This is a genomic window from uncultured Cardiobacterium sp. (assembly GCF_938028825.1).
GTDB lineage: Bacteria > Pseudomonadota > Gammaproteobacteria > Cardiobacteriales > Cardiobacteriaceae > Cardiobacterium.
Genome location: NZ_CALIZP010000013.1, coordinates 1 through 21,860, shown reverse-complemented (window position 1 = coordinate 21,860; position 21,860 = coordinate 1). Strand labels below are relative to the sequence as shown.

Below are 21,860 nucleotides of genomic sequence, written 5' to 3'. Positions count from 1 at the left end.
GTGTTAGCGGCTGCTGGCGGCCGGGGTCAGGCGGCGGAAGATGTTGTCCGGAATAGGGCAGGGCATGCCTTCGCGGAAGAGGTAGGTGTTGCCTTTGTAGTTGAGGGTACCGCTGCAACCGGCGCTGCCGCCGGGCAGGGGTTTTTCGGGTTGGCTGCCGACGGGGACTTCTGCGGTTTTGGCGGCGCGGTAGAGGGTGCATTTGCTGCGCCCTTTTTTGGCGTCGGCATCAACGTAGATATAGTCTTTGCCGTGCGGGCAGCGGTAGATGGCTTGTTCGACGATGATGGTTTCGGTCGGTGGTGGCGGCGGGGTGAGGCGTTCGACGGGCAGGAGGGCGATGTTTTCGGCGTCGTCCGGCGGAGGTTCGCCTTCGGGGAGGGCGCCGCTGTCTGTGTTTTGTGCGGGGAGAGCGGCGGTCTGGCTGTCGCTGCCCGGTGCGGCGTTTTGTGCTTCGTGGGCGGCGGTTTCGGCGGCGGCAGCGGCTTTCGCTGCTTGTTCTGCGGCAGTTTTGGCGGCAGCTTCGGCTTGCGCTGCCTGTTCAGCGGCGGCTTTGGCGGCTTCCTGTTTGGCGGCGGCCTCGGCTTGTGCCTGTTCGACGATTTGCGCAGCAGTATAGGCTTCGAGGTTGTCGGCGTTCGGCAGGGTTTGTTCTGCGGCGGCGTTCTGTTTGTTTTTCTGCGGTTTTTGGGGTTTGTCCGCCGGGGCGGCGTTTTCTGCCGGAGTGGCAGCGGCCTGTTGGGTAGTGTGTCCGGCAGGGGCGGGTTGGGGGCGCAGGGGTTGTTCTTCGCCGGTGATGTATTGGGCGTTTGTCTGCCCGCCGAGGGTGAGGGCGGCGAGCAGGAGGATGGCGCGGGGCTTAGGCATTGACACGGCTGAAGATGAGGGTGGCATTGGTGCCGCCAAAGCCGAAGCTGTTGCTCATGACGGCGTTCAGGGTTTGCTGGCGGTTTTCGCGCAGGATAGGCAGGTCTGCGGCGTTTTCGTCAAGGGTGTCAATGTGTGCCGAGGCGGTGAGGAAGCCGTGTTGCAGCATGAGCAGGGAGTAGATGGCTTCGTTTGAGCCTGCGGCACCGAGGGCGTGGCCGGTCAGGGATTTGGTGGAGCTGATGGGTGGTACGGTTTTGCCGGCGAAGGCGGTTTTGATGGCTTCGAGTTCACGGGTGTCGCCGACGGGGGTAGAGGTGCCGTGGGCGTTGATGTAGTCGATGTCGCCAGGGTGGGTCGCCATCGCCATTTGCATGCAGCGCGCCGCGCCTTCGCCGGAGGGCTGCACCATGTCGTAGCCGTCCGAGGTGGCACCGTAGCCGGTGAGTTCGGCAATGATGCCGGCACCGCGCGCTTTGGCGTGTTCGTATTCTTCGAGGACGAGGATGCTGCCGCCGCCGGAGATGACGAAGCCGTCGCGGTTGGCGTCGTAGGCGCGCGAGGCGACGGCGGGGGTGGCGTTGTAGTTGGTGGAGAGTGCGCCCATGGCGTCGAACATGCAGGTCAGCGCCCAGTGGACTTCTTCGCCACCGCCCGCGAAGACGATGTCCTGTTTGCCCATCTGGATGAGCTCGGCGGCGTGGCCGATGCAGTGCGCGCTGGTGGAGCAGGCGGAGCTGATGGAGTAATTGACGCCTTTGATGGCGAAGGGGGTGGCGAGGCAGGCGGAGGTGGTGGAGGCCATGGTTTTGGTGACGGCGTAGGGGCCGATGCGCTTGACGCCGCTGGCGCGCAGGGTGTCCGCCGCTTCAACTTGCGCCGAGGGGGTCGCGCCGCCGGTGCCGACGACGAGGCCGGTGCGGATGTTGGAGATGTGTTCGGGCAGGAGGCGGGCGTGTCCGATGGCTTCTTTCATGGCGATGTAGCAGTAGGCGGCAGCGTCGCCCATGAAACGCAGGATTTTGCGGTCGATATGTTCTTTGGGGTCTATTTTGATGCTGCCTTCGACTTGGGATCTGAGGCCCTTTTCGGCGTAGGCCGTACTGTGGGTGATGCCGGATTTGAGGTGTTGCAGGGATGTCAGGACTTCTTTGCAGTTGTTGCCGATGCTGGAGACGATGCCCATGCCGGTGACGACGACGCGTTTCATGTTGTTGCTCTCTGTATGGGGTTAGAAGCTGTCGGTGCTGGTGAAGAGGCCGACTTTGAGGTCGGTGCCATTGTAGATTTCGCGCCCGTCCACGCCGGCGGTGGCGTCGGCGATGCCGAGGATGAGTTGGCGCATGATGAGGCGTTTGATGTGGATGTGGTAGGTGATTTTTTTATGGGTGGGCAGGACTTGGCCGCTGAATTTGACTTCGCCGCAGCCTAGTGCCCGGCCGCGTCCGACGCCGCCGCTCCACGCGAGGTAGAAGCCGACGAGTTGCCACATGGCATCAAGGCCGAGACAGCCGGGCATGACGGGGTCGCCCTGGAAGTGGCAGGCGAAGAACCACAGGTCGGGGTGGATGTCGAATTCGGCGATGATTTCGCCTTTGCCGTATTTGCCGCCGTCCGTGTTGATGGTGGTGATGCGGTCCATCATGAGCATGTTCGGCAGCGGCAGTTGGGCGTTGCCCGCGCCGAAGATTTCGCCACGGCCGCAGGCGATGAGTTCTTCTTTGCTGTAACTGTTTTGCGGGGTGTGTGCTGTGGTCATGGTTGCTCCTTAGTTCAGCGCTTTTTTGTATTGTTGCAAGAGGATGTTGTCTTTGCCGTACACATCGCCGGCGGTTTGCAGGCGGCCGTCCGGCTCGGTCCAGGTGGTCCAGTACACGAGGTAGATGGGGGTCTCCGGGGTGTTGACCCATTGTTCTTTGCTTTGGTTCATTGCCTTTTTGATGCGTTCGGATGACCAGCCGTTGTTGTTGAGCAGAACGTTGGCAAATTCTTCGGGTTTTTGCAGGCGGACGCAGCCGGAGCTGAGGGCACGGTCACTACGGTTGAAGAGACCTTTGCTCGGAGTGTCGTGCAGGTAGATGGCATGTTTGTTCGGGAAGAGGAATTTGACTCTGCCGAGGGCGTTGCGCGCGCCGGGTTTTTGGCGCAGGGTGTAGTGCAGCGCCGAGGGCGAGTTCCAGTTGACTTCGCTGGGGCGCAGGACGCGCCCGCCGACGACGGCGTCGAAGTTGCCGTCGAAAGCGCCGGGGTTGCTGCGCAGTTTGTTGATTTTGTCTTTTTTCAGGATGGTCGGCGGCACGGTCCAGGTCGGGCTCATCACGACGTGGCGCAGGTGGTTGACGAAGGCAGGGGTTTGCCGGTCGCGCCGCCCCATGATGGCTTTGGTTTCGTAGATGGGCCGGTTGTCGTGGTACATTTTGACGTAGTAGGACGGGATGTTGACCAGTACGTAGGTCTCGCCCATGTCTTGCGGCAGCCAGCGCTGGCGCTCCATGTTGATCATCAGGCTGTCGGCTCCAACGTTGCGCGCGCCGCCGCTTTTGTTGCCGCCGTTGAGCATGTTGCGGGTTTTGCCGCTGACGATGCCGTCGGCTTTGAGGCCGTTGTTCTGCTGGTAGGTGAGGACGGCGTCGGCAAGCAGGTCGTCGTAATAGAAGGGATCGCCACCTTCGGCCGGGACGTTGAGTTTGTCGCGCAGGATGGCGACGGCTTCGTGGTTCATACCGGGGCGCAGGGTGACTTTCGGCAGCGGCTCGCCGCTGCTTGCCGGGGTGAGGATGGCGTCGCCGACAACGGCGTTGTAGCGCTGCTTCAGCGCCTGATAGCGCGGGTTGCCGTCGTTGATGGTGCGTACGGCGGTTTCGATGTCGCCGGAGACGACGCCTTGTGCCAGCATGTCGCCCAGCGCTTCGTCGCTGACGCCTTCGGCGTTCCATTCGGGATGGGTCTTGCGCGGGCTGACCAGGCCGTTGGCGAGGTCGCCGGCGAGAGTGAGGTAGGCATCGGTCAAAAGCAGTTCCAGCGGGACGATGTCGTCGTATTGTGCGCCCGCTTGCAGGCCGTCAATCAGCGCACTGTGGTAGCGGGCGGGCGGCAGGGCATCCTGCGGCGCATCCGCGATCAGCCGCTTCAACGCATCTACCCGTTCCAGCAGGCTGTTTTCCTGCGTCCACACCGTCGGGTACTGCTCGTTTTCATAAAAAAGCCGCAGACGCTGCGGGTTTTTCAGCGGGTAAGTCCGTCCGTTGTAAAGCACTTCCGTCGGGTTCAGCGCCAGCGCCTCAATCAGCTCGATGCGGCGGCTGTTAAACGGGCGCATTTCCTCGCCGATAATCGCCTGATGCGGCTGGGTCATTGCTTCCTGCGGCTGCGCGTCTTCCGTCGCCATTGCCGACAACTCGCTGGTCGCAACCGACGGATCAGGCGGCAGATTGTCGGCAATGGACGGCGGCGCATCATCAAACACCGCTTCCTCAATCGGCTCCTGGGCAAACGCCGGGCCATGCAGAGCCAAGAGGCCGATAATGGAAGCGACGCGATACCGCGAAAAAACATTCATGAACAGTTCCCTACGAAATAGTGAAAAAACGGCGGCATTTTAGCGGCAAATACCGGCACCGTTCCAGAATTTTCAGGAAGCGGCAGCCGTGCTAGTATGCGGAAAATACGCCCGTAACCGCCCGCCATGCCGCTGATTATCGACGACGCCCGCCCCGCCCCGCTCATGCGCCACCTTGCCGCCATCGCCTACGACACCATGCTGCTCGCTGCCTGCTGGATCGGCGTCGGCTTCCTCTTCATCATCCTCAACAAAGGCGAAGCCATCACCGGCGGGGCGCTGCACTACCTGCTGCAAGCGGCGCTGCTCGCCGCCTGGCTCGCCTTCTACATCTACTTCTGGACGCAACAGGGACAAACCCTCGGCATGCGTGCCTGGCGGCTGGCGGTTGCCGACGAAAACGGCCGCCCACTCACCACTGCACTTGCCCTCAAACGCTGGTGCTGCGCCCTCATTACTTGCGCCCCTGCGGGAATCGGCCTATGGTGGCGCTACTTGGACGTGGACGGCTGCACTCTCTACGACCGCCTCTCGCGCACCCGCCTCTACCTGTTGCCAACCAACCCCTATCCCTCAGCCAAAAAAAGGAAACGCCATGTTTGAGCACATCGAAAAACTGCCGGATGATCCCATCCTGAAACTCTCCAAACTGTGCCGCGACGACCCGCGCCCCGAAAAAATCGACGTCGGCGTCGGCATCTTTCAGGACACCACCGGCGAGACTCCGGTCATGCGTGCCGTCAAAGCGGCAGAACAGCGCATCTGGCAGCGCCAGACCACCAAAAAATACGTCGGCGTCAACGGCAACGACGACTACAACACCCGCATGGCCGAACTCATCCTCGGCAGCGGCTACGACACCGGCCGTGTCCGCGCAAACCAGGCCGTCGCCGGCACCGGCGCGCTGCGTATCGTCGCCGAAGTCCTGCGAAAAATCGCCGCCGGCAAACAATTCTGGACACCCGACCCGACTTGGGGCAATCACCACGCCATCTTCGGCGCCTGCGGCTTCGAAGCCAAAACCTACCCCTACTACGACCGCGAAAAAAGCATCGTCAACCGTGACGCCTTCCTCGCCGCCCTGGAAAACATGGGGCCCGACGACATCGTGCTGCTGCACGGCTGCTGCCACAACCCCAGCGGTGCCGACCTGACCCCGGCGGACTGGGACAAAGTCGCGGAAATTGCCGCCAGACGCGGCTTCCTGCCCGTCATCGACCTCGCCTACCTCGGTTTCGGCGAAGGCATCGAGCCGGATGCCTACGGCGTGCGCAAACTCGCCTCCACCCTCGAAACCCTCTTCATCGCCGCCTCCTGCTCGAAAAACTTCGGCCTCTACCGCGAACGCGTCGGCGTCGTCCTCACCGTTGCCAAAGACGCGCGCATCGCCGACGCCCTGCGCAGCTACCTCGCCACCGCCAGCCGCGCGATGGTCTCCATGCCGCCCGATCATGGCGCCGCCGCTGTCGCCGAAATCCTTGGCGACAGCACCCTGCGCGCCGACTGGGAAAAAGAACTGAACGAAATCAGCGCCTACATCCGCCTGCGCCGCCAGCAACTCGCCGACGCGCTCACCAAGGCCTGCGGCGGCGACTGGCGCTTCATCACCGATTCGCACCGGGGCATGTTCACCCTGCTGCCGCTCGGCAAAGAACGCGTCGAACGTCTGCGCAACGATTACGCCGTGTACATGGTCGGCGAAGGCCGTATCAACATCGCCGGCATGAAAAACGAAGCGGAAGTCGCCCGCCTCGCCGAAGCCGTAAAAGCAGTGCTGTAACGCCGCCTGAAAAAACCGCCGTCAGGCGGTTTTTTAATGCCGGTAAAGTGTCATCCATACAACAAAAACCTTGCCAAAAAACGACAACTCGCCGACAATCGCTCGCCGATGCGGAATCTGCCGCATCAACCGTCGCCGAAAGCGACCGAAACTTTCCCATCCACGGAGAAACCAATGAAAAAACACACCTTGTCCCTGCTGGCTGCCGCCTGCCTCCTCGCCGCCTGCGGCGGTGGCGATAAAACCCCGCCGGCCGATCCCGCCCCCGCCCCGCCGGAAGTTGATGCGGCTGCCGCACAACAACCTGCCGAACAGCCCATCGGCGGCGAAAAAGATGCGCACGGCTGCCTGCCATCCGCCGGACAAACCTGGTCCACCATGCGCAATGAATGTGTGCAAATCTTCGACATCGCCGACATTCAGTTGATCGACCCGGCCAACGACACCCTCGCCGTGTACGTCATCCTGTCCCCGGACAAGAAAAAAGCGGAAGTCTTTGCCGCCGACCTGCCGGACGGCGTCATCCTGAACAGCAGCAAGGGTGGCTACAAATCCAAAGACGGCAAAGTCAGCCTGAGCAAGAAAAAAGTCAAAGGCAAGGACGAATGGACCATCCGCAAATAACGGCGGAACAAAAAACGGGGCCCGGCCCCGTTTTTTTATTGCCTGCTTTATGCGAATGAACAACTGTGTCGCCCGGTCAGCGTGGACCAACAATGATAGACCTCTCGCGAAAATACTCATCTCATAGCATGAACCGCTCTGCAAGCAGATTTGCCCTTAACCCGAACCGCTTACGTCTGTTGCGGTAAGGCAGTAACCGTATTTTGCATATCTTCCGTTTCCTGTTGATGTGCTCAATGACGGTTCTGCGTTTGCCTAACGTTCCGTTCGCCTCTTTATACTGCTTGCTTGGCGGGTGTGGTGTCCGGATTTCTTTTCCGGCGGAAGAGAGCGGGGGGTACGTCTGTGAGCCGTTTGTATGCACTGCCGCTGCTTTGAATCAGCTTTTCGTGTTTCATTTGAGAACGGTAAATTCCCGAAATATTTTCGCCAGAGGACTAATGGCGGTCGATGGATGTATGGTCGTTTCAAATGGAAGTGATACGGCGAGGCGGGCCAACACCGCATTATTCATATTTGAAACGACTATAAACATTTTAGCTATGCATGAAATCCGGGCATAAAAAAACTACCATTACGGTAGCTTATGGCGACTTGATGAAATATGGCGGAATGGACGGGACTCGAACCCGCGACCCCCTGCGTGACAGGCAGGTATTCTAACCGACTGAACTACCACTCCGCGTGACTATGGACAAATGAGGGAAGAAGAATCAAGAATGGCGGAATGGACGGGACTTGAACCCGCGACCCCCTGCGTGACAGGCAGGTATTCTAACCAGCTGAACTACCACTCCGCATTTTGGTGGGTGCTATAGGACTCGAACCTATAACCCTCGCCTTGTAAGGGCGATGCTCTACCAATTGAGCTAAGCACCCGCTGTGTGAAGGCGCGCATTATAGTATTTTTTAAGTTTGGGACAAGCCTTTTTTCATGTTTTTGCCACGGTGCTTTGTTACGGCAGCAAGGATTTTGAAATACCTGCAAATCCGGTCATTCACACGACATTAAAGCCTTTCTGCGCGTGCTTCCCGGCAAAACGCCCCCTGTGTTTTTGCGGGAAGTACGTGATGTCATGCGTTATTGTGCTTGTGTCGTGCTGTTTTTGCCGGCTGCCGGGCAGCGGCGGGGCGACGGTCTGCATCCCCTCCTCATCTTCGCGATCAGGGTAGCGGATGAAGATCAAGTTGTTGTTTTCGATGTGATAGCCCGCCGGTGGGATATCCGTGGGGTGACGCAGGTAGTCCAGCGCGGTGAGGTAGCGGTTGACGTTGAGAAGACTCGCTTGGTAGTGGGTGTAGTCTAGCCCTTCTATGGCGATGCAAATGCCGTTGTACGGGCTGCAATATTGCGCTTTGGCCTCAATGCTCACGCTAAGGTCGGGCAATTCACCGCGTGCGACGGCAGCTTTAGCCTCCGCCGTACAGGCACGCGCGACTTTATGCAAGGCGTAGGCAAGGGTTTGTTGCCGAAAGCCAGCAGCGATGATGTGGGTTTTGGGATTTATGCCGGATTCTTTGTAGAGTTTTTCGTCGTTTTTCTTCAATTCCTCTTCTTGCAGGGCATTCTGTAACCGTTCAGACATGCCGCGCCATTCGCCGTACATACGCGGACACAGGGACAGGTTTTCCGCAGGCTGCACTTTGACTTCGTCGCAGGCAGCGGGCAGACGGGTGCCTGTCGGGCTTTCCGCCAGCATTTCAGCAAGCAGGGGCACATCTCGACCGATCATGGATGCCCCGATGATGCCATCCAGTATTTGGCTGTGTGCGGTGTTGATAAAGTGCAACCCAAGTGCGGCATCGGTGCAGACGCTTTGCATCGCCGCTTCTTTTTCTCCATCCACAAAGCGGTAAGTAGCACGGAAGCGTTCGCTAATCGTGCGCTCGTAAGGCGGTGCGTCCAAATTGGCAAGGTAGCGGGAGTGCCCATATTGCCGCAGGGCGGCGATAGCTTTTTCCTGTTTCTGCCAGGCTTGTTGGTGCTGTTGGGCGGCTGCGCGGTAAGCGGTGAGGTTTTGTCGTGCTTTGGCGAGGCAGTCGGTGCTGTCTGTCTGACATTGAAATGTCGGTACGGCGGGCGCTTGGGGCAGGGCAAAGAGGGCGTCTGCGCCATTTTTGCCGACAGCGGCGGGGCGTGCTTGTTCGAGTTGGGCGATGAGTGCCGGGTCGGGTTCGACTTGCGGGGTGGTTGCGATGGTGCCGAGAGCGCTGAGTAGCACGTTGGCAACGAATGGGGGAATGCTGTACATATTTTCCCCTTTTGTTTCAGTCTGTTATTCTGATCTTGGCTTGTTATACCGGCTGCCGGGCAGCGGCAGGGTGACGGTTTGCATCCCTTCTTCGTTTCTGCGTATCGGGTAGCGGGTGAAGGTCAGGGTGTTGTTTTCGATGTGATAGCCCGCCGGCGGGGTGTCGGTGGGATGGCGCAGGTAGTCAAGCGCAGTGAGGTAGCGGTTGACGTTGAGCAGGCGTGCTTGGAAGGGAGTGTAGTCCTGCGTCCAGGCATCGCAGAGGAAGTTGTACGGGCTGCAATATTGCGCTCTGGCATTGGGATCAGGATTGAGATCGGGCAATTCGCCACGCGCGACGGCAGCTTTGTTTTCGGCGCTGCAAAAGCGTGTGGATTCATGTGAGATGTAGGCTTGTGCCTGCTTGACCATATTGATGAAGGCTTTCCGGGGCGCGGGGGTTGTAAAGCCGTTTTGCCGCGCTTCGTCTTCCATGTTTTTTAAGATGCCAAGGATTTCTTGCAAGAATCTCTCCAAGTGCGCGGATGTATATTCCCATTCTCCTGCCAGGTGCGGACATAGGGACAGGTTTTCCGCCGGTTGTACTTTGATTTCATCGCAGATGGTTGGCAGATGGATGTCCGCCGGGCTTCCGGCCAGCATTTCCGCCAGCAGGGTCGTGTTTGCTGCAATGAGCCCTGTTGCCATCAGGCCGGGGAACAGGCCGTTTTGGTCATTGTTGAGGAGGTGCAAACCCACTGCCGTCGAGGTGCAGAGGCTTTCGATGGCAGCTGTTTTTTCGCCATCGGCAAAGCGGTAAGCGGCGAGGATGCGCTGCCGGAAAATCCGGTCATAGGGCGGTAGCGGGCTTTCGTAGGTTGTGGTGTAGCGGAAATGCTCGTATTGCCGCAGGGCGGCGATGGCTTTTTCTTGCGCCTGCCAGGCATTTTTGTGCTGTTTGGCGGCTGCGCGGTAGGCGGCGAGGTTTTGCCGCGCAACGCCGAGGCAGTCGGCCCGGTCACGATTGCAATACAGGGTAAGTTCGCCTGTCGGGGCTTGGGGGATGGCGTAAAGGGCATCTGCGCCATTTTTGCCGATGGCAGCGGGGCGTTCGTGTTCGAGTTGGGCGATGAGTGCCGGGTCGGGTTCGACTTGCGGGGTGCCGAGGATGGTACCGAGGGCGCTGATGTAAACGCTAAAAATGTATTGGAGGATGGTCATGTTGTTTCCTTGGTTTCAGGGTTCGATGGCCACCCACGCCGGGGCGTGGTCGGAGGGGCGTTCCCAGTGGCGCGGGGCGGTGTGGATGCCCGCCGCCTGCACGTTCAGCGCGTCGTTGCTCAGGGTCAGGTCGATGCGCATGCCGATGTTGCGGCGCAGGCCGCCCATGCGGTAGTCCCACCAGCTGTATTGCACGGTGTCGGGGTGCAGGCTGCGGTAGGCGTCGCGGTAGCCGAGGGCGAGGATGGCGGCAAGCGCCTGTCTTTCCGGCACGGAACAGAGGATTTTGTCGCGCCAGGCGGCGGGGTCGTGTACGTCGAGGTCGGCGGGGGTGATGTTGAAGTCGCCGATGATGACGAGTTTGCCGTAGTCGCGTCTGATTTTGTCAATGTAGGCGGTCACGGCGTCCAGCCAGCGCAGTTTGTAGTGGTATTTTTCGTCGCCGACCGCTTTGCCGTTCGGGACATAGAGGTTGAGGATGCGCACGTCGCCGACAGTTGCGGCAATCGCCCGCGCCTGTTCGTCGGCAAAGCCGGGGATGCCGCAGACGATGTCGGTGAGCGGTTCGCGCGCGAGCAGGGCGACGCCGTTGTAGGTTTTTTGGCCGAAGATGGCGCTGTGGTAGCCCGCCTGGGTGAGGGCGGCGGCGTTGACGGCGTCTGTGGTTTGTTTGAGTTCTTGCAGGCCGAGCACGTCCGGCGCGGCTTCTTTGAGGTATTGCAGGACGTGCGGCAAGCGCACGTTCAGTGAATTCACGTTCCAGCTGCTGATTATCATGAGGTGTCAAAAATTGTCAGTGAGGGGTAAAATGGATAAGTCATTAAATCACGGATATTTTTCATCCTCAACGGACGCCATATGCGGGAAATTCGGATCTATACGGCTCAATACCTTGATGCGGGACAGGAGGTTGCGCTTGATGATGACGCGCACCGCCACGCCGCCCGCGCCCTGCGTCTGGCCGTGGGCGATGCGCTGACGCTGTTCAACGGCGACGGCTGCGATTACAGCGGCGAAATCAGCCATATTGACCGCCGCGCCACCCGCGTCCGCATCACGGGCAGGCAGGCGCCCGCCAATGAATCCCCGCTCAATCTCACCCTCTACGCCGCCATCCTCAAAGGCGAGGCGATGGATCGCGTGATGCAGAAGGCAGTCGAGCTCGGCGTGCGCCGCATCGTCCCCGTCATTGCTGCGCGCAGCGAGGCGTTGCCGCCGGGTGAGCGGCGCGACAAGAAGCTGGCACACTGGCAGGGCATCATCATCGCGAGCGCCATGCAGTGCGGGCGGGCGGTGTTGCCGCCGCTGGATGCCATCACGCCGCTTGCGGACGTGCTCACCGCTGCTAGCGGCCTGCGCTGGATATTCACCCCGCACCATGCGCCCGCCGGCGCATCCCCCGCTGCCACCGACTGCCTCAGCCTGCTGATTGGCCCCGAAGGCGGATTTACCCCCGCCGAAGTCGAAGCCGCGCAAGCGGCACACTGGCAACCGCAGCACCTCGGCCCGCGCATCCTGCGCGCCGATACCGCCGCCACCGTCGCCATCGCCCGCGCCCAGGCGCGCTACGGCGATCTGATCCGCTGAACGAACTCCCCCTATGCTTGCCCTGAAAAACAACGAAGACCTGCAAATCCCGCTGCACGACCCCGGCCGCATCATCAAGATTACCGGCGAGGAAAGCATGCACTACCGCGCCGCCATGCTGCGCGTGTTCAACGTCGTGCGCATCGTCGCCGCGCTGCTCTTCATGCTCGGCTTCATCCTGAGCGACCAGTCGGCGCGCTCGCCGCTGCACGGTGTCGGCCTCGGCGGCACCAGCTGGTTCGTGCTGCTCGTCCTCGCCTACATCGCCGCCCTCGGCATCCACTGGCTCATCTCCCTGCACGACCCCGTCAGCGACAGACTGCTGCTCAGTAATGCCTTCTTCGACCTGCTGCTGATGGCCGCCCTCATCATCCAGCTCGGCGCATTCAGCAACACCAGCCTGCTGATGATGACCATCCTCAGCACCGTCCTCCTCTCCGCCCTCACCCTCACCCTGCGGCAAAGCATCCTCTACGGCATCGGCATCGCCATCCTGTGGACGGGTGTCGGCGGCTGCCTGCTCATCCTGCCGCAAATCCCCTGGCAACAACTCAAAGCGCTCTCCGCCTACGACCGCCTGAGCGCCATCCTCACCGCCCTCGGCCAGCACAGCCACCTCTACCGCGAACCGGCGCTGATAGCCATCGGCACCGCCCTGCTTACCGTCCTCGTCAGCTACCTCTCCGCGCAGGGGCGCGACAACCGCATCAACGCCGAACTCAACCGCAACTACACCCAGCAGCTGCGGAAAATGAACGACTCCATCATCGAAGACATGCAAAACGGCCTCATCGTCGTTAGCGGCGACAGCGCCATCCTCACCTTGAACCGCCAGGCGCGCACCATCTTCGGCCTCGGCGAACACGAAAAAGTGCCGCGCACCCTGGGCGAACTGCTGCCCGAACTCGCGCGGCGCTTCGGCCGCTGGCAGCATATGCGGTACAGCGACAACCGCACCCTCGACATCGGCAAAGGCAGCTACAGCCTCAGCTTCAACGCCCTGCGCAGCGACGAAGACATGCAACTCACCCTGCTCATGCTGGAAAGCATCGACGAAAGCTACCAGCGCGTGCGCGAAACCCGCCTCGCCTCGCTGGGGCGCCTGACCGCCGGCATCGCCCACGAAATCCGGAACCCGCTCAGCTCCGTGCAAAGCGCCGCCGACCTCCTCGAAGAAATGAGCGACGACCCGAAAATCCACTTCCTCACCGGCAAAATCAGGAACAACACCCAGCGGATGAACACCATCATCAGCGACATTTTGAACCTCTTCTCCGACAAACCGCGCAACACCCAGCTCATCCGCTTAAACCCCTTCCTGCAACGCATCATCAAAGAAGCGCAGACCAACGACGAAACCGGTGCGACCACCATCCGTGCCGACATCGCCGCGACGCAGGACTACGCTGTCTTCTTCGACATCGGCCACCTCGAACAAATCCTGCACAACCTCATGCTGAACGCCGCCAAACACGCACGCCGCGACAACGTCGAAATCACCGTGCGCACCCGCCTGGGCGATGTGGGCCGCTTCCTCTACATCGACATCCAGGACAACGGCTGCGGCGTCGCCGCCGAAGACGAAGAACGCATCTTTGAACCCTTTTTCAGCAAGCGGCACGGCACCGGCCTCGGCCTCTACCTCGTGCGCGAAATGTGCGTGGCGAACCAGGCACAAATCGTGTACGTGCGCCGGGAAACCGGTGCCTGCTTCCGCCTCACCATGGAGCGCTACCTCGCAAGCGGCAGCGACGAAGACGACGGCACCTGAACAACGCGCCAGGCGGGACGATCGGGCGGCAAAATCCCGCCCATTACACGACCCAACCCGAACACCCAACCCCAAACCGGAAACCACAACCATGACCAAAGCCCTCATCATCGACGACGAACGCGACATCTGCGAACTCATAGAAATGAGCCTCATGGGGCAGGACATCACCTGCACCAGCGCATACAGCATCAAAGCAGCCATCAAGGCACTCAAAGAAGAGCAATACAACTTCGTCATCTCCGACATCAAACTCCCCGACGGTGACGGCCTCGATCTGCTCGCCCACATCCAGAAACACTACCCCGGCCTGCCCGTGTGCATGATTACCGCGCACGGCAACATGGACACCGCCATCCGCGCCCTCAAACTCGGCGCCTTCGACTTTATCAACAAACCCTTCGACCTCAAACAACTGCGCAACGTCTGCAAAGCCGCGCTCAAAGAAAACCCCGGCACGGGCGGCGGCAAAAGCGGCGGCGGCAACAAAACCGGCGGCAAGACCGCCGACAACGCCCCGGCAGGCGGCCGCTCCGCGAGCAAAGTCGAACTCATCGGCGAAGCCGACGTCATGCAGCGCGTACGCGACATGATCGCCCGTGTCGCCCGTTCCCAGGCCCCCGTCTTCATCCACGGCGAATCCGGCACCGGCAAAGAAGTCGCCGCCCGCTCCATCCACCACCAGAGCAACCGCAGCGAAGGCGCCTTCATCGCCGTCAACTGCGGCGCCATCCCGGAAAACCTCGTCGAAAGCGAATTCTTCGGCTACAAAAAAGGCGCCTTCACCGGCGCCAACCAGGACCAGGACGGCCTCTTCGTCGCCGCCAGCGGCGGCACCCTCTTCCTCGACGAAGTCGCCGACCTGCCGCTGTCCATGCAAGTCAAACTCCTGCGCGCCATCCAGGAACGCGCCGTGCGCCCCATCGGCGGCGACCGCGAAGAAGCCGTGGACGTGCGCATCATCTCGGCGACCCACCACGATCTCGCCAAACGCGTCAGCGAAGGCAAATTCCGCGAAGACCTTTATTACCGCCTGAACGTCATCGAACTCACCATGCCGCCCCTGCGCGAACGCGAAGGCGACATCGCCATCCTCTCGCGCCACCTCCTGGCCAAACTCGCGCGCGACTCCGGCTACCCCGAAGCCCAACTCACCCCCAAAGCCCTGCGCAAACTCGAAAACTACGACTTCCCCGGCAACGTGCGCGAACTCGAAAACATCCTCGAACGCGCGCTCACCTTCGTCGAAGGCAACATGATTGAAGCCGAAGACATCCACGTCAGCGAGAACCGCCTGCCCGCACACAACGAACCCGCGCAGCCCGCCCCCGTCCATCCCTACCTGCCACAACAACCCTACCCCTACCCGCCGCAACAACCGCCCTACATGCCGCCGTCCTCCTATCCCCGGACACAACCCGTCGCCCATGAGAACAACGAATACCCCGCGCCCTACCCGCAAGAAAACTACGCCCCCGCACAGCCGCCACAACGCAACAGCGCACCACTGCCGGACGACCTCGAAGACTACATGCAGACCATGGAAAAAAACCTGCTGCTCAAAGCCCTCGAAGACTGCAACTACAACAGGACCAAAGCCGCCGAAAAACTCGGCATCAGCTTCCGCGCCATGCGCTACAAACTGAAAAAACTCGGCATTGACTAACAGAGCGAGACACGCGCACGAAAAAGCCCCTCCCCCAATGGCCTCGCCCCGCAAAAACGCGCGCGTTTTTGCGGGGCCCCGGCGGAAGGGGTTGGGGACTGGAACAGCTCGCGTCAGCGAGAAAGGGTTTAGACAACCCGCGCAGCGACAAACCCCCCGCAACCACGCCGCCTGACACCATGCACCCAGACGAAGTCCGCCGCGACCACCTGCATCAACTCATACCAATCCCGGAAAATCATCTGAGTGTGTTGGCGCGTCTTGCCGTATTAAACATACTGTCTTCGCCGCGCCGCCTTCTCAGCTTAATTTCTGGGATTGGTATCACCGATCTGCCCAACATCGGCCCTGCCGGCGCGCAAGACCTGCGCCGCCTCGGCATCCACCATCCGCAAGACCTCATCGGCAAAAACGCCGCCGATCTCTACCACCGCCTCTGCGCCCTCGACGGCAGCCGCCACAACCCTTGCGTCCTCGACATCCTGCAAGCCGCCGTGGACTATATACACGGTGGCGAAGCCTTACCGTGGTGGACATACAGCGCCAAGCGCAAACAAAAAGAACCCGGAAACACCCCATGACCCTCGCCCACGAACCCCGTCTGCAACCCGAACTCTACTTCCTCGAAGGCTACTACACCGCGCCACCGCCTATTGACCCCGCCGCCTGGCAAACCCGCCTTGCCGCCTACCTCGGCCACGTTGAAGCCATCGGCAAAGGCGACACCCCGATGTTCGCCCTGCACGACTACCGCTGCGACTACGCCGACCAAACGGGTGCGCCGACCATGATCACCCTCATCGCCACCCCGGCCACCGCGCCCGATGCCGACGCCCTGCAACAAAGCTGGGGCTGGATAAAGGCCGCCGACATCGTCCCGCAATGCCCGCACCGCCTCATCGTCAACGAATTCCTCGGCCGCCTGCTTGACCCCAACCAGCGCCTGCACATCATCCGCAGCATCAGCCGTGTCCTCATCGAACTCACCGCGCCGCAAGCCGTGCGCCCGCTCGCCACCAACCGTTACTACCACCCGCAAAGCTGGCTGGATGCCGGCGACGACCAGCCCTACCACGGCCTCATCAACGTCCGCTACTACACTATCAGCAACCACCCCGGCGACAGCATCATGGACACATGCGGCCTCAGCGTCTTCGGTGTGCCCGATCTGCAATGCCACTATCGCGACCTTGACCCCGATGCCGTCGCCCAACTGCTCTACAACACCGCCATCTACCTCCTCGAACACGGCGACATTATCGCTGACGGCCATACCCTTACCGGCAGCAACGGCGCAAACTGGCACTGCCGCCACGAAGACAGTCTGCTCGAACCCAGCCGCCTCGTCCTTGACATCTGCCCCAATGCCCCATACGCCGCTGGAAACCGCGACGACTAACCCGTTTCAGACCATGCAAACCGAATACCACGCCAACCTCGCCCCGCGTCACACCCTCGCCTGCCCCGCCACCGCGCGCGAACTCATCTACATCGACCACCCCGACGAATGGCGCATTACCGCCCCCGGCGACCGCATCCTCGGCGGCGGCAGCAACATCATCTTCCGTGCGGAAGTGCGCGAACGCCTGCTCTGCCCGCGTTACACCGGGCGGCAAATCACCGGCGAAGACCAGGAACATCTCTACCTGCGTGTTGCCGCCGGCGAACGCTGGGACGACCTCGTCGCCTGGACCGCCGCGCAAAACTGGTACGGCATCGAAAACCTTGCCGCCATTCCCGGCAGCGTCGGCGCCGCGCCCGTGCAGAACATCGGCGCCTATGGCCGCGAAATCGCCGATGCCGTCCACACCATCCACGCCTACAACCGCAACACCCGGCAGACCGAAGATATCCCCGCCGCTGCCTGCGGCTTCGCCTACCGGCAAAGCCACTACAAACAACACTGGCGCAGCCGCTACATCATCAGCGCCATCACCCTGCGTCTTGCCAAACGCGGCCAGCCGGACACCGCCTACCCCGGCTTGCGCGAACAGGCAGCAACCATCCACAACGCTCAGGACGCCTACACCGCCATCCGCCGCCTGCGTGCCACCCGCCTGCCCGACCCCAAAACAGAACCCAACGCGGGCAGCTTCTTCCACAACCCCATTACCGACCATGCCACCTTCAGCGCCCTGCAACAACGCTACCCCGACATCCCGCACTACCCGACGGCGGACGGGCGCGTGAAAATCCCCGCCGCCTGGTGCATCGAACAAAGCGGCTACAAAGGCGTGCGCGGCGGCAACGTCGGCATCAGCGGCAAACATGCCCTCGTCCTCACCAACCACGGCGGCACGGCGGCGGAAATCCTCGCCTTCGCCGCCCGTATCCAGCAGGACGTTTACGCCCGCTATGGCCTGACGCTGGCCATCGAGCCGGACATCATCGGCGAAGACTGAAAATCGCACCGTTGTTAGCCACTGCCTGTGGAGGAGAAGCTACCGGAAAGTGCCGCCGGTTCTCAGTGCCGGAACGCGGGGCAGAGCAATCGCCGGAACCGGCAGCGCCTGATGGCGGCTTGAAGTGCCCGCCCGGCGACGGATTATTTTGGCTTTGTATAAATACGAAATGCCCCCGCAAGCGGGGGCATTTCGTGAAAGGTGGATGGAAGAAGGTCAGTGTCCGGCGGCATCTGCGGCGCTGTCGTCCTGTCCGGCCTCGCCGCCGGTTTTTTCTGCCGACTCGGCGGCTGTTTCCGCTCCGTTTTCTGCTGCTGCGGCGGCGTGGTCAACGGTTTCTGCCGCTCCGTTTTCTGTTTCTGCGGTTGTGTCGGCAGCGGGGGTTCCGCTGTGGTCGTCCGCGATGGCTGTTGTCTCGGCAGAGGGCGCTTCCGCGTCGTCCGCTGTGGTCAGCTGTTCGGCAACGTCTTCCGCGTCATGTGCCGCTTCTGCAACTGTGTCCCTGGCGGGTGTTTCGCCGCCATTTTCCGCAACGCCGGCGGTTCCGCTTTCGGGCGCTGCCGCTGTTTCTGTTGCCGCGCTGTCGCCGTCGGCACCGCTTGCTGCGGCTTCGCTTTGCCGTTCTGCCGCCCGGTGCAGGGTTTTGATTTTCGCGGTCAGGGTGGCGAGCAGTTCGCTGAAGGCTTTTTCAAAGCCCGCCAGACCTTCTGCTTCGAGTTCGACGTAGAGTTGTGCCCAGTCGATGCCCGCATCGGTGATTTGTTGCAGCAGTTGCGGGGCGCGGTCAATGTGGCGCAGCAGGGTTTCTTCGGCACGGCCGTGATCTTTGTAGGCGGTGTAGGTCGCGGGCGGGATGGTGTTGACGGTGTCGCGGCCAATCAGCAGTTCGACGTAGCGCACGTCCGAGTAGGCGGGGTTTTTGGTGCCGGTGCTTGCCCACAGCAGGCGCTGCACGGCCGCACCTTTTTTGACGAGATCGAGCCAGTCGTCGTGGCTGATGCGTTCGAGGTAGTGGCTGTATGCCATTTGCGCGTTGGCGATTGCCGCCCGGCCACGCAGGTCGGCGTGTTCGTCGGCGAGCAGGCTGTCGATTTTGCTGTCCACGCGGCTGACGAAGAAGCTGGCCACGGAGCGCAGCAGATCGATGGACTGACCGCCGGCGACGCGTTCTTTCAGGCCGTCGATGTAGGCTTCGAGGGTCTGGCGGTAGCGTTCCGGCGAGAAGATGAGGGTGGCGTTGATGTTGACGCCTTCGGCGGTGAGGCGGCGGATGGCGTCAATGCCCGCCAGGGTTGCCGGGATTTTGATCATCAGGTTTTCGCGCGCGACGCGGCGGTAGAGGTCCAGCGCTTCGGCGACAGTTTTGTTGCTGTCGTGCGCGATGTCGGGCGAGACTTCCAGCGAGACCATGCCGTCGGTGCCGCCGGTTTTTTCGTACACGGGTTGCATGAGGTCGCAGGCGCGGCGGATGTCGTCGATGGCAAGGGCATAGAAGGCGTCGCGCACGCCGCCGGTGTTTGCTTGCAGCCAGTGGTGCAGGGCGCTGTCGTAGGCGTCTCCGGCAAAGGCTTTCTGAAAGATGGCGGGGTTCGAGGTGAGGCCGCGCAGGTCGTCTTCGGCGATGAGGCGCGCCAGTTCGCCGCTGTCGAGCAGGGTGCGGTCGATGTTGTCGTACCAGACGCTTTGTCCCAGCGCCATCAGTTGGTGCAGCGGGTTATGGTCGCTGTTTTTGGCAGCGGGGACGTGCAGCGGAAAGCGGGCATCTTCGCGCAGCTTGTCGCCGGGCAGCAGGGCCGGGGCAGCGGGTTCGGCCGGGGTGTCGTCGTCCGGCAGGGCGACGAGTCCGGGGGCGGCGGCGTCCGAGGGCGGCAGCGGTTTGATTTTGGCAAAGGACGGTGCTTTTTTGACGGGCGGCGGGGTGGTGTCGGCGTCTGTTTGCGGCGCGAGGTCGTCGATGAGGCCGGGGGCGTCAATGTCGTGGTCGTTTTCCGGCTGTTCTTGCGGAATGTAGTCCGCCTTGCCCTGCCCGCGCACGGCGTGGATGTCGCGCGGGCGGCCTTTGCGCACGGCGCGGCCGTTGATTTCTTCCGGCGGGTTGAGCAGGGTTTCGAGGCTGGGGTTGATGTCGTCTTTCGGCACGGCGCTGCGCGCGGGTTTGTCGCGTTCGCGGCGTGGGGCAGCGGCGGCGGTTTCTTCGCGCGGGAGGCTTTGTTGCAAGGCTTCTTCGTAGCGGCGTGCGGCTTCTTCCTGGCGGCTGTTGTTGCGTGGTGTCTGCCGGCGGGTTTCCTGTTCGGTCGCAGCAGCCCTGTTTTCCGGCTGCTGGCGCGGTGCGGCGGTTTGCAGCTGTTCTGCGTCGTGCCGTTCGCGGCGGTTGCGCGCAGGAGCGGTACGCTCGCGCCGTTTGTCGGCGGCGGGTTTGGCGGTTTCCTGCGGCCGGGGCGCATGGCTGCCGTCTTTGAAGAGGGCGACGACTTTGGCGAAGAGTGCTGCCAGGCCGTTTTTGCGTTCGTTGCCGTTGCTGATTTGCGGGGCGGGCGCGCGCGGCACGACGCCCTGCACGGCGGCCTGTTCGGTTGCTGCCTCGCCGGGGTGGACGACGGTGTCGTTTTCTTCGTGGCTTTCGTGGCGGGTACGCAGGCGGTAGCTCGGCGTCGGCACAGCGTCGTCGTCAATTTCGTCGTCGCGCTGGCGCGAGATGTAGTAGTCCGGCGTGTGCAGGTCGGCGTTCGGCACGAGGACGACTTCGACTTTGTTGCGCTGTTCGATTTGCCGGATGGCGGCGCGTTTTTCGTTGAGCAGGTAGGTGGCGATGCTGACCGGCAGTTCGCCGGTGATGCGCTGGGTGCGGTCTTTCATCGCTTCTTCTTCGATGAGGCGCAGCAGCGAGAGTGCCATGGACTGGATACCACGGATTGAGCCCTGCCCTTTGCAGCGCGGGCAGACGCGGTGGCTGGATTCGTCCATCGAGGGGCGCAGGCGCTGGCGCGAGAGTTCGAGCAGGCCGAAACGCGAGATGCGCCCGATTTGCACGCGGGCGCGGTCAATTTTGGTGGCGTCGTAGAGGCGGTTTTCCACGTCTTTGCGGTTGCGGCTGACGCCCATGTCGATGAAGTCAATGACGATGAGGCCGCCGAGGTCGCGCAGGCGCATTTGCCGCGCGATTTCGTCTGCGGCTTCGAGGTTGGTCTGGTAGGCGGTTTCTTCGATGTCGCCGCCTTTGGTCGCTTTGGACGAGTTGATGTCGATGGAAACGAGCGCTTCGGTGTAGTCGATGACGAGTTCGCCGCCGGAGGGCAGTTGCACGTTGCGCTGGTAGGCGGTTTCGATCTGGCCTTCGATCTGGTAGCGGGTGAAGAGCGGGATGTTGTCCTGGTAGAGTTTGAGTTTGCCGAGGTTGTTCGGCATGACCAGGGTCATGAAGTCGCTGGCCTGCTGATAGACGCGTTCGTCGTCAATGAGGATTTGCCCGATGTCGGGGCGCAGGTAGTCGCGCAGGGCGCGGACGATGATGTTGCTTTCCTGGTAGATGAGGCGTTGCGGCGGGGCTTTGCGGTATTCTTCGGAGATGGCGTCCCACAGTTGCAGCAGGAAATCGAGGTCCCATTGCAGTTCTTCCTGGGCGCGCCCGACACCGGCGGTGCGCACGATGATGCCCATGTTGTCCGGCACATCGAGCAGGTCGAGGGTTTCGCGCAGTTCTTTGCGGTCATCGCCCTGGATGCGGCGCGAGACGCCGCCGGCGCGCGGGTTGTTCGGCATCAGCACGAGGAAGCGTCCGGCGAGACTGATGTAGGTGGTCAGCGCCGCCCCCTTGTTGCCGCGTTCTTCCTTGTCGATTTGCACCAGCACTTCCTGGCCGACTTCGATCATGTCCTTGAAACTGGGATGGTCGTCGTGGGTGGTGGTGGAGCCGGTCAGGTATTCTTTGGCGATTTCCTTGAAGGGCAGGAAACCGTGGCGCTGGGCGCCGTAGTCAACGAAGGCCGCTTCCAGCGAGGGTTCGATGCGGGTGATTTTGCCTTTGTATATATTGGCTTTTTTCTGTGCGGAATAAAGGGTTTCAATATCAAGGTCGTAGAGTTGCTGGCCGTCAACCAGCGCGACACGCAGCTCTTCCTGCTGGGTCGCGTTTATAAGCATTCTTTTCATTAT

The 21,860-nt window shown here is 61.6% G+C and carries 17 protein-coding genes, 3 tRNA genes and 1 pseudogene; 9 read left to right on the top strand and 12 right to left on the bottom strand.

What is annotated here, in order from left to right:
• Positions 1-3: 3 nt before the first annotated feature.
• The 4 genes from Q0562_RS01535 to Q0562_RS01520 are packed head-to-tail and all read right to left on the bottom strand — an operon-like array spanning position 4 to position 4,426.
• Positions 4-867, bottom strand: a complete 864-nt coding sequence (locus Q0562_RS01535; protein ID WP_298640208.1) for a hypothetical protein — start codon at positions 865-867, stop codon at positions 4-6.
• Complete coding sequence (gene fabB / locus Q0562_RS01530; RefSeq protein ID WP_298640205.1) at positions 860-2,077, bottom strand: beta-ketoacyl-ACP synthase I; 1,218 nt, start codon at positions 2,075-2,077, stop codon at positions 860-862. Before fabB ends, Q0562_RS01535 begins: the two co-directional genes overlap by 8 nt.
• Positions 2,078-2,098: 21 nt before the next feature.
• On the bottom strand, positions 2,099-2,626 hold the full coding sequence (gene fabA, locus Q0562_RS01525; protein WP_298640203.1) for a 3-hydroxyacyl-[acyl-carrier-protein] dehydratase FabA: 528 nt from the start codon (positions 2,624-2,626) through the stop codon (positions 2,099-2,101).
• 9 nt (positions 2,627-2,635) lie between these two features.
• On the bottom strand, positions 2,636-4,426 hold the full coding sequence (locus tag Q0562_RS01520; RefSeq protein WP_298640202.1) for a L,D-transpeptidase family protein: 1,791 nt from the start codon (positions 4,424-4,426) through the stop codon (positions 2,636-2,638).
• Positions 4,427-4,552: 126 nt separating this feature from the next.
• On the opposite strand from Q0562_RS01520, the gene Q0562_RS01515 reads away from it, so the two are divergent.
• The 3 genes from Q0562_RS01515 (at position 4,553) to Q0562_RS01505 (ending at position 6,830) form a co-directional block, all read left to right on the top strand.
• Positions 4,553-5,029, top strand: a complete 477-nt coding sequence (locus Q0562_RS01515) for an RDD family protein (protein ID WP_298640199.1) — start codon at positions 4,553-4,555, stop codon at positions 5,027-5,029.
• Positions 5,022-6,206: an amino acid aminotransferase gene (locus Q0562_RS01510; protein ID WP_298640196.1), complete on the top strand. Its 1,185-nt coding sequence runs from the start codon at positions 5,022-5,024 to the stop codon at positions 6,204-6,206. The genes Q0562_RS01515 and Q0562_RS01510 overlap by 8 nt, the downstream gene beginning before the upstream one ends.
• A 174-nt stretch (positions 6,207-6,380) precedes the next feature.
• A complete protein-coding gene (locus tag Q0562_RS01505) occupies positions 6,381-6,830 on the top strand; it encodes a hypothetical protein (protein ID WP_298640193.1) in 450 nt (149 codons plus the stop codon).
• 121 nt (positions 6,831-6,951) lie between these two features.
• Here Q0562_RS01505 and Q0562_RS13695 read toward each other — a convergent pair.
• The 7 genes and pseudogenes from Q0562_RS13695 to xth form a co-directional block, all read right to left on the bottom strand.
• A pseudogene (locus Q0562_RS13695) lies at positions 6,952-7,151 on the bottom strand (IS5/IS1182 family transposase); the annotation flags it as partial.
• Positions 7,152-7,435: 284 nt separating this feature from the next.
• Positions 7,436-7,512 (bottom strand) — tRNA-Asp (locus tag Q0562_RS01500).
• A 38-nt stretch (positions 7,513-7,550) separates the two neighbouring features.
• Positions 7,551-7,627: transfer RNA gene (locus tag Q0562_RS01495), tRNA-Asp, on the bottom strand.
• A 6-nt stretch (positions 7,628-7,633) separates the two neighbouring features.
• Positions 7,634-7,709 (bottom strand) — tRNA-Val (locus Q0562_RS01490).
• 119 nt (positions 7,710-7,828) lie between these two features.
• The gene (locus tag Q0562_RS01485) at positions 7,829-9,082 is read right to left on the bottom strand and encodes a hypothetical protein (RefSeq protein WP_298640190.1); all 1,254 of its coding nucleotides are present in this window, start codon (positions 9,080-9,082) and stop codon (positions 7,829-7,831) included.
• A 24-nt stretch (positions 9,083-9,106) separates the two neighbouring features.
• Positions 9,107-10,282: a hypothetical protein gene (locus tag Q0562_RS01480; protein WP_298640187.1), complete on the bottom strand. Its 1,176-nt coding sequence runs from the start codon at positions 10,280-10,282 to the stop codon at positions 9,107-9,109.
• A gap of 15 nt (positions 10,283-10,297) precedes the next feature.
• Positions 10,298-11,059: an exodeoxyribonuclease III gene (gene xth, locus Q0562_RS01475; RefSeq protein WP_298640185.1), complete on the bottom strand. Its 762-nt coding sequence runs from the start codon at positions 11,057-11,059 to the stop codon at positions 10,298-10,300.
• A gap of 81 nt (positions 11,060-11,140) precedes the next feature.
• Between xth and Q0562_RS01470 the strand changes: the two genes are divergently transcribed.
• The 6 genes from Q0562_RS01470 to murB all read left to right on the top strand — a co-directional run bounded on the left by Q0562_RS01470 (position 11,141) and on the right by murB (position 17,708).
• The gene (locus Q0562_RS01470; RefSeq protein ID WP_298640183.1) at positions 11,141-11,869 is read left to right on the top strand and encodes a 16S rRNA (uracil(1498)-N(3))-methyltransferase; all 729 of its coding nucleotides are present in this window, start codon (positions 11,141-11,143) and stop codon (positions 11,867-11,869) included.
• A gap of 13 nt (positions 11,870-11,882) precedes the next feature.
• A complete protein-coding gene (locus tag Q0562_RS01465; protein ID WP_298640180.1) occupies positions 11,883-13,640 on the top strand; it encodes an ATP-binding protein in 1,758 nt (585 codons plus the stop codon).
• A gap of 91 nt (positions 13,641-13,731) precedes the next feature.
• A complete protein-coding gene (locus Q0562_RS01460) occupies positions 13,732-15,306 on the top strand; it encodes a sigma-54 dependent transcriptional regulator (RefSeq protein WP_298640177.1) in 1,575 nt (524 codons plus the stop codon).
• 179 nt (positions 15,307-15,485) lie between these two features.
• Positions 15,486-15,887, top strand: a complete 402-nt coding sequence (locus tag Q0562_RS01455) for a helix-hairpin-helix domain-containing protein (RefSeq protein WP_298640174.1) — start codon at positions 15,486-15,488, stop codon at positions 15,885-15,887.
• Positions 15,884-16,705 (top strand): DUF4261 domain-containing protein, encoded by an 822-nt coding sequence (locus Q0562_RS01450; protein ID WP_298640171.1) that lies wholly within the window; start codon positions 15,884-15,886, stop codon positions 16,703-16,705. The genes Q0562_RS01455 and Q0562_RS01450 overlap by 4 nt, the downstream gene beginning before the upstream one ends.
• Positions 16,671-17,708, top strand: coding sequence for a UDP-N-acetylmuramate dehydrogenase (murB, locus tag Q0562_RS01445; protein ID WP_298640169.1), 1,038 nt, complete (start codon positions 16,671-16,673; stop codon positions 17,706-17,708). The genes Q0562_RS01450 and murB overlap by 35 nt, the downstream gene beginning before the upstream one ends.
• Before the next feature lie 216 nt (positions 17,709-17,924).
• On the opposite strand, the gene tal is transcribed toward murB, so the two are convergent.
• A complete protein-coding gene (tal, locus tag Q0562_RS01440; protein ID WP_298640166.1) occupies positions 17,925-21,848 on the bottom strand; it encodes a transaldolase in 3,924 nt (1,307 codons plus the stop codon).
• Between the last annotated feature and the right edge of the window lie 12 nt (positions 21,849-21,860).